Source organism: Gryllotalpicola kribbensis, from assembly GCF_039538245.1.
Lineage (GTDB): Bacteria > Actinomycetota > Actinomycetes > Actinomycetales > Microbacteriaceae > Gryllotalpicola > Gryllotalpicola kribbensis.
On sequence record NZ_BAABBX010000009.1, the window covers coordinates 143230 to 151069 of the forward strand.

General features: G+C 71.8%; 8 protein-coding genes. 4 read left to right on the forward strand and 4 right to left on the reverse strand.

Annotated elements, in window-relative coordinates:
- Window positions 1–32: 32 nt before the first annotated feature.
- Entirely contained in the window at window positions 33–842 is an 810-nt protein-coding gene (locus ABD716_RS06450) for a type 1 glutamine amidotransferase (protein WP_344775010.1), read from the reverse strand.
- 40 nt (window positions 843–882) lie between these two features.
- On the opposite strand from ABD716_RS06450, the gene ABD716_RS06455 reads away from it, so the two are divergent.
- On the forward strand, window positions 883–1881 hold the full coding sequence (locus tag ABD716_RS06455; RefSeq protein ID WP_344775012.1) for an acetylxylan esterase: 999 nt from the start codon (window positions 883–885) through the stop codon (window positions 1879–1881).
- Here the strand turns inward: ABD716_RS06455 and araA are convergent.
- The 3 genes from araA to ABD716_RS06470 are packed head-to-tail and all read right to left on the reverse strand — an operon-like array spanning window position 1878 to window position 5751.
- Window positions 1878–3395 carry an L-arabinose isomerase gene (gene araA / locus ABD716_RS06460; protein WP_344775014.1) on the reverse strand — a complete coding sequence of 506 codons (1518 nt, stop codon included), beginning with the start codon at window positions 3393–3395 and terminating at the stop codon, window positions 1878–1880. The genes ABD716_RS06455 and araA overlap by 4 nt on opposite strands.
- Window positions 3392–4102, reverse strand: coding sequence for an L-ribulose-5-phosphate 4-epimerase (locus ABD716_RS06465; protein ID WP_344775016.1), 711 nt, complete (start codon window positions 4100–4102; stop codon window positions 3392–3394). The genes araA and ABD716_RS06465 overlap by 4 nt, the downstream gene beginning before the upstream one ends.
- Complete coding sequence (locus ABD716_RS06470; RefSeq protein ID WP_344775018.1) at window positions 4099–5751, reverse strand: xylulokinase; 1653 nt, start codon at window positions 5749–5751, stop codon at window positions 4099–4101. The genes ABD716_RS06465 and ABD716_RS06470 overlap by 4 nt, the downstream gene beginning before the upstream one ends.
- A 186-nt stretch (window positions 5752–5937) precedes the next feature.
- Here ABD716_RS06470 and ABD716_RS06475 point away from each other — a divergent pair, with 186 nt between their 5' ends.
- The 3 genes from ABD716_RS06475 to ABD716_RS06485 form a co-directional block, all read left to right on the forward strand.
- Window positions 5938–6969: a LacI family DNA-binding transcriptional regulator gene (locus ABD716_RS06475; protein WP_344775020.1), complete on the forward strand. Its 1032-nt coding sequence runs from the start codon at window positions 5938–5940 to the stop codon at window positions 6967–6969.
- Window positions 6970–7245: 276 nt separating this feature from the next.
- Window positions 7246–7377, forward strand: coding sequence for a hypothetical protein (locus ABD716_RS06480; protein WP_344775022.1), 132 nt, complete (start codon window positions 7246–7248; stop codon window positions 7375–7377).
- A gap of 167 nt (window positions 7378–7544) precedes the next feature.
- Window positions 7545–7840: hypothetical protein (locus ABD716_RS06485; RefSeq protein ID WP_344772940.1), on the forward strand; the 296-nt coding region annotated here is incomplete at its 3' end.

A 7840-nucleotide genomic window follows, 5' to 3' on the forward strand; every position in this document is an offset into this window, starting at 1 on the left:
CGTCGTGCCGCCCACCCCGAGAGGTGAATCGGTTAAGCGGAGTCTATCGGGATGTCGCCGGCGAGGCCGTGGCCGGTGGCGCTGCTCGGATCCTCTGCGCGCTGCTCGGGTCCGGACAGCGTCGAGCGGATCTGAGCAGCGCGAGCGCGGGTGACCGCCGCGAAGTTGGTCGCGATCGTGCGGGCGACGGATGCCGCGAGCGGCTCGGCCGCCTCGGCGAGTGCGCGCACCGCCTGCAGGTCGACGCCCTCTTCCGCCGCGAAGTCCTCCTGCTTCCACCTGACGAGATCGGCCGCCGCCACCTCGGGGTGGAACTGGAGGCCCCAGGCGCTCGCGCCGAGGCGGAACGCCTGGTTGGGGTGGTCCACGCTGCTCGCGAGCAGCACGGCGCCGGCGGGCAGGGCGGTGATCGAGTCCCGGTGGTTCTCGAGCATCGAGATGCGGCGAGGGACGCCCTCGAGCAGAGGGTCGCCGGCCGAGGCATCCGTCACGCAGATCGCGGTCGACCCGCGCTCGGGCCGCCCGTGGCGGCCGCGCACCTCACCGCCCGCGACCTCGGCGAGCAGCTGGCCGCCGAGGCAGATGCCGAGGGTCGGGATGCCCGCCGCGAGCGCCTCGGCCGCGAGTGCCCGCTCGCGCGCCAGCCACGGCGCGCGGGCGTCGTCGCTCGGCAGGAACGCCCCGCCGAGCAGCACGAGGCCGTCGAAGCCGGCGAGCGTCGCGGGCAGCCCGTCGGCGCCGCGGCGCAGCTCGAGCTCGAGGCCGTCCGCGTGCCACCACGCGCCGAACCGCCGCACCCCGCTGCCGTCGGAGTTCTGCACGACGAGCACGCGGGGTCTCATGCGCCGATCGTAGGGGCTGCTGCTCGCATAGGGTCGAAGCATGCCGCTCACCGACATGTCGCTCGCGCAGTTGCGAGCCTTCACCCCGACCGTCCGCGAGCCGGAGGACTTCGACGCGTTCTGGCGCGAGACCCTGGCCGAGGCCCGCACCGCGGCGGACCTCGCCGGAGCCGCGGCCGCCGCCCGCCGCACCCCGGCCGACACGCCCATCACCGAGCTCATCGTCGAGGACCTCACCTTCCCCGGGTGGGGCGCCGAGCCGATCAAGGCGTGGGTGGCCCGCCCGACGGGGCGCGAGGGCGAGAGGCTGCCCGTCGTCGTCGAGTTCAACGGCTACAACGGCGGCCGCGGGGTGGCGGGCGAGCGCGTGCTCTGGGCGCTCGCGGGCTATGTGCACGTGTTCATGGACACCCGCGGCCAGGGCTCCGGCTGGGGAACCGGCGGCGAGACGCCCGACCCCCACGGCGCGAACGCCGCCGTGTCGGGGTGGATGACCCGGGGCATCCTCGACCCGAGGCAGCACTACTACCGCCGCGTCTTCACCGACGCCGCGCGCCTCGTCGACGAGGTGCGCACGTGGGACTTCATCGACCCCGCGCGCGTCGCCGTCACCGGCGGCAGCCAGGGCGGCGGCATCGCGATCGCGGCCGCGGCGCTCAGCGACGACATCTGGGCGCTGATGCCCGACGTCGCCTTCCTGTGCGCGTGGGAGCACGGCACGGATGTCGCCATCTCGGACCCCTATCAAGAGCTCGCCCGCTACCTGTCGGTGCACCGCGACCACACCGAGACGGTGTGGAACACGGCCGCGTACTTCGACGGGGTGAACTTCGCGAAGCGCATCACGGCGCCCGCGCTGTTCTCGGTCGCGCTGATGGACACCGTGGTGCCGCCGTCGACGACCTTCGCCGGCTTCAACGCGCTGGCGTCGGCCGACAAGGCGATCGAGGTGTACCCGTACAACGGCCACGAGGGCGGTCAGACCTTCCAGTGGCAGAAGCAGGCCGCGTTCCTGGCGAACCGGCGCGCCGGGGTCTAGGGTCGCCCCTCCAGCCGCCAGTAGGCCTGGTTCCAGCGCGTGACGTTCTCGACGTCGCGCGCACGGGTGTGCTCGTCGATCGCGAACAGCTCGACGCCGAGCATGCGCGCGAGATCCTCGAACGCCTCGAGGCCGACCGCCGTCGACATCACCGTGTGATGCGCAGCGCCCGCCGTGAGCCACGCGGTCGCAGAGGTCTCGAAGTCGGGGCGCGGGCGCCACACCGCACGGCCCACCGGAAGGTGCGGCAGCGGCGCACGGGGCTCGACGACGTCGACGACGTTCGCGGTGAGCCGGAAGCGGTCGCGCAGGTCGGCGAGGGCCACCACGACGGCGGGGCCGGGGTCGGCCGTGAAGACGAGCCGCACGGGGTCGTCTTTGCCGCCGATGCCGAGCGGGTGGATCTCGAGGCTCGGCTTCGCCGAGGTGAGCGACGGGGAGACCTCGAGCATGTGCGCACCCAGGATCGTCTCGTGACCGTCGACGAGGTCGTAGGTGTAGTCCTCCATGAGGCTCGCACCGCCGGGCAGGCCGACGCCCATCGCCGCGGCGGCGTGCACGAGCACGGCCGTCTTCCAGTCGCCCTCTGCGCCGAAGCCGTAGCCCTCTGCCATGAGCCGCTGCACCGCGACGCCCGGCAGCTGCTTCAGCGCGCCGAGGTCCTCGAAGGTGTCGGTGAAGGCCCCGAAGCCGCCGTCGGTCAGGAAGCCGCGCAGGCCGACCTCGATCGCGGCGGCGTCGCGCAGCGACTGGTGGCGCCCGGCGCCGGGCTTCAGCTCGTCGACGACGTCGTACGACGACAGGTATTCGTCGACGAGGGCGTCGATCTCGGCATCCGTCGCCGCCTCGACGCGCTGGGCCAGCTCGTTCACGCCCCACGTGTTCACCTCGACGCCCAGCTTCGCCTGCGCCTCGGTCTTGTCGCCCTCGGTCACCGCGACCTGGCGCATGTTGTCGCCGAAGCGGGCGACCTTGAGGACGCTCAGCGCGTGGCGGCCCGCGGCCGCGCGCATCCAGGTGCCGACGCGCGCCTGAACCCGCGGGTTCGAGACGTGGCCGACGACCGACTTGCGGCGGATGCCGAGCCGGGTCAGCGCGTAGCCGAACTCGCGGTCGCCGTGGGCGGCCTGGTTCAGGTTCATGAAGTCGAAGTCGATCTCGCCGTACGGCAGCTCGACGTTCGCCTGCGTGTGCAGGTGCAGCAGGGGCTTCGCGAGCAGCTGCAGCCCGGCGATCCACATCTTGGCGGGGCTGAAGGTGTGCATCCACGTGATGACGCCGATGACGCGGTCGTCGGCGTTCGCGTCGAGCACCGCGCGCCTGATCTGGTCGGCGCCGGTGAGCACGGGCTTCCACACGATCTTGACGGGCACATCGGATGCCGCGTCGAGCGTCGCCACGAGGGACTGCGACTGCTCGGCGACCTGTCGCAGGGTCTCTTCGCCGTAGAGGTGCTGGCTGCCGGTGAAGAACCAGACCTCGAAGTCGTCGTATGAGGTGATGGGAGTGGTCACAGTGATCCTTGGGGCTTCTGTCCGTAGACGTTCTGATAGCGGTCGAAGAGGGCGTCGATCTTCTCTTGCGGAATCGGGATCGGCTCGCCGAGCTGGCGGGCGAGGTGGATCGTGCGGGCGACGTCCTCGGTCATGACGGCCGCCTTGACCGCGTCGCGGGCGTCCTTCCCGATCGTGAAGACACCGTGGTTCTGCATCAGCACCGCGCGCGAGCGGTGCCCCTCGAGGGTCGCGACGATGCCGCGGCCGATCGAGTCGTCGCCGATGATCGCGAACGGCCCGACGGGGATCTCCCCGCCGAACTCGTCGGCCATTCCGGTGATCACGCACGGGATGGGCTCGCCGCGCGCCGCCCAGGCCGTGGCGTACCCCGAGTGCGTGTGCACGACGCCGCCCACGTTCGGCATATTCCGGTAGACGTATGCATGCGCCGCGGTGTCGCTCGAGGGCGCGTGCTCACTGCCCGGGGTGCCGGGAATGACGTTGCCGTCGAGGTCGCAGAGGATCATGTTCTCGGGGCCGAGGTGGTCGTAGTCGACGCCGCTCGGCTTGATCACGAACAGGTCCTCGCCGGGGACCCTGCCTGAGATGTTGCCGCCTGTCCACACCACGAGCCGGTAGCGCACCAGCTCGGCGTGGAGCGCGGCCACCTCCTCGCGGACCTTCTCGATCGCGCTGTCACGTCCGCTCGGGGCCGTGGCCGTCATGCCGTCTCTCCTTCGTCGCCGTCCGTGCGTTCTGTCCTGTCTCCGCCCTCGTCTCGGTCGCCGCCGGCGGCGACCGCCGCCCGCTCGATGTCGAGCCCCGCGCGGAACCGCGCGAGGAAGTCGTCGAAGCCCGCGACCGCGCCCGGCTCGGGGTCGACGGCGCTCGCGTCGTCGCGTGCGAACACGCGCTGCTCGAGATAGGCACTGAGGCTCAGCTCGTCGGCCGCGTCGAGATAGGCGGCGAGCAGCGCGATGCCCCACGCGCCGCCCTCGCTCGCCGAGGCGCGCACCGCGACGGGCACGTTCAGCGCCGCGGCGAGCGCGCGCTGCGCGACGTCGGCGGTGCGGAAGACGCCGCCGTGGCCGAGCATCCGGTCGACGCGCACGCCCTCGCCGCCCAGCACCTCCATGCCGAGGCGCAGCGTCGCGAACACCGAATAGAGCTGGGCGCGCATGAAGTTCGCGAGAGTCAGTGAGCTGCCAGGCGTGCGCACGACCAGCGGGCGCCCCTCGTCGAGCCCCGCGATCGGCTCGCCCGACAGGAAGTTGTAAGCGAGCAGCCCGCCGGCGTCGGCGTCACCGTCGGCGGCTGCCCCGAGCAGGGCAGCGAAGACGGTGTCGCTGTCGGCGGCCGCGCCGAGCCGTCGCGCGAACTGGCCGAAGACCGACGCCCACGCGCCGAGCTCGCTCGCACCGTTGTTGCAGTGCACCATGGCGACGGGGGCGCCGTCGGGCGTCGCGACCACATCGATCTCGGGGTGCACGGCCGCAAGGGCCTGCTCGAGCACGACCATCGCGAACACGCTCGTGCCGACGCTGACGTTCCCGGTGCGCGGGGCGACCGCGCCGGTCGCCACCATTCCGGTGCCCGCGTCGCCCTCGGGCGGGCAGAGGCGGATGCCCGGCTGCAGCGTGCCGCTCGGGTCGAGCAGCGCCGCGCCCTCCGGCGTGAGGGCGCCCGCGTCGGCCCCCGCCGGCAGCACCTCGGGCAGCAGGGCGGAAAGGGACAGCTCAGGCAGGCGGCGGCCGATCAGCTCATCGGCGACGCGCAGCTTCGCCGCGTCGTAGCCGCCGGTCGCCGGGTCGATCGGGAACATGCCGGAGGCGTCCCCCACCCCTGCGACGAAGCGCGCGGTGAGGCGCCAGTGCACGTAGACCGCGAGCGTCATGAGCTTGTCGACGTGCGGCACGTGCGGCTCGTCGTCGAGCACCGCCTGGTAGAGGTGGGCGACCGACCAGCGCAGCGGCACGTTGAAGCCGAGCGCCTCGGTGAGCTCGGCCGCGGCCGGCCCTGTCGAGGTGTTGCGCCAGGTGCGGAAGGGAACGAGCAGCTCGCCCTCGTCGTCGAAGGCGAGGTAGCCGTGCATCATCGCCGAGACGCCGATGGCGGCGAGCGTGGCCGGGCGCACCCCGTGGCGTGCCTCGGCCTCGGCCGCGAGTTCGGCGTAGGCGGCCTGCAGGCCCGACCAGACGGCGTCCAGAGAGTAGCTCCAGCGCCCATCGACGAGCTCGTTCTCCCACTCGTGGCCGCCGACGGCGAGCACCGTCGAGTCCGGGCCGATCAGGCAGGCCTTGATGCGCGTCGAGCCGAACTCGACGCCGAGGCTGGCCTTCCCCTCGGTGATGATCTGGCGGACGTCTTCCGTCACAGTTCCGGCACAACCCCTTCGTCGTCGCACAGCGCCCGCTCGGCCGCTGCGACCGGTCACTGTCGCGGGAATGTGACCGGTTCGCAAGAGAGGCTATGCGCAGGCATCCGCTCGCGTCAAAATCGCGTCATCCCTTCGGCGCGGATGCCTGTGAACCGGTCACATCCGTGTCGGTACGCTCTTCGTGTGACCGGTCAAGCAGATGCGCCGTCCGAGGTGCCGCACGTCGCCAACATCCGTGACGTCGCGCGCGAGGCCGGGGTCTCGTACCAGACCGTGTCACGGGTGCTCAACGGGCACCCGAACATCCGGGCAGAGACTCGGCAGCGGGTGCTCGACGCGGTGGCGCGTCTCGACTTCCGGCCGAACCGCGCCGCCCGCATGCTCGCGACCAGCCGCAGCCACACGATCGGAGTGCTGGCCGCGATCAACGGCTCGTACTACGGCCCGACCAGCAGCATCGCCGCCATCGAGGACGCGGCGCGCGAGGCCGGGTACTCGACGATGCTCGCGAACCCGCGCGTCGTCGACGCCAGCTCGCTGCGGGAAGCCGTGCGCCACCTCATCGACGAGGGGGTCGAGGGCATCGCGGTGCTCGCGCCGCAGACGCGCACCGCCCAGGTGCTCGCCGACCTCGGCGCCCCGATCCCCATCGTCACGATGCAGACCGAGCTGCGCGATGCCGACGCGGGCCTCTCGGTCGACAACGAGCTCGGTGCGGCGATCGCCGCGCAGCACCTGCTCAGCCTCGGGCACCGCCGAATCGCCCTCGTCGCCGGGCCCGACGACTGGTCGGAGGCGCTCGCACGCACCCGCGGATTCGAGGGCGCGCTGCGCGATGCGGGGCTCGAGCCGGCCGCCGTCGCCGCGGGCGACTGGACCGCCGAGTCGGGCTACCTCGCCTTCCAGCAGCTGCGCGGTCACGGGTTCACCGCCGTGTTCTGCGCGAACGACCAGATGGCGCTCGGGCTGATGCACGCCGCCGTCGAGCGCGGGCTGCGGGTACCAGAGCAGCTGTCGGTGATCGGCTTCGACGACGTGCCGGAATCCGCCCACTACCTGCCACCGCTCACGACCATCCGTCAGGACTTCGACGAGCTCGGCCGGCGCGCGGTCGCCACGCTGCTCGCCCGGGTCGAGGGCAGTCCGCTCGAGTTCCCCACGGCGCTGCCCCCGCGCCTCACGGTGCGCGCGTCGACGATGGGGGCGCCCGTCTGACGCGGTGCCTGCCGCCCGCTGGTCGCTTCGCGGCCATATGTGATCCAAATGTGATCACATTTTCCGGCCGCCCAACTCGGCGCGTCGGATGCAAACCCCTGATAAGAGCGCAGTTATCTCCCACACGCCATCGAGCGGATCAGAGGCCGACGAACTCGCGGGCGCGCGTGCGCGACAGTGCCTGCGGCTCGACGGGGACTGGACCCCGCGAGCAGCTACTCCGCCGGGGCAGAGCTGCACGTCGTGCGCTCGCGGGGGTACAGCGTGCCGCGCGATATGAGCGTCATCGGCTTGGAGCGCGTGGTGTCGCTTCTCGATGACGGCGAGTCCCCGGTCGACTCCCGGCTGATCTCCGCGCGCCTCGCCATTCGCGAATCGACGACGGCTGCCGTGCGCGCCGAGGGCTGACCGCGCTCTAGCTCGAACTTTCATTTGATTTTTTTCGCCAGCTGTGGCACATGAGTTTCGAATCTGTGTTATGCTGGGTGATGTCCCCGCGCCACGAGGATGAGAGTACGGATGCCGCAGGCCGAGCCTGCCTGGCGTTCGGAGTGTGACCTGGAAGGGGTCGTGCCGTGGCTGCTGTGGGGCAGGGTCTGCGTGAGGCGTTCGAGCGCGTCACGGCGATGATGCCGGCTGCCACCGACCTTCTGAGCGATGACCAGCTGGTCGGTTTCGCGCAGGCGGTGGAGGCTCTTGTTCGGCAGGCCGATGCGCTGAGCATCGCCGTCGCCCGCGAGTTCGACCACCGCACCGATGAGACGCTCGGTGAGGACTCGCTTGCCCGGCGGCTGGGGGCGCGGAAGGCCTGGGGTGCGCTGGAGACGGTGACGCGCACGTGCGCGAAGGACGCCCGGGAACGGGTGCTGGA

Coding starts and splice junctions, on each gene's coding strand:
- ABD716_RS06455 (WP_344775012.1), top strand. CDS start 883: ATGCCGCTCACCGACATGTCGCTCGCGCAGTTGCGAGCCTTCACCCCG.
- ABD716_RS06465 (WP_344775016.1), bottom strand. CDS start 4,102: ATGACGGCCACGGCCCCGAGCGGACGTGACAGCGCGATCGAGAAGGTC.
- ABD716_RS06480 (WP_344775022.1), top strand. CDS start 7,246: ATGAGCGTCATCGGCTTGGAGCGCGTGGTGTCGCTTCTCGATGACGGC.
- ABD716_RS06450 (WP_344775010.1), bottom strand. CDS start 842: ATGAGACCCCGCGTGCTCGTCGTGCAGAACTCCGACGGCAGCGGGGTG.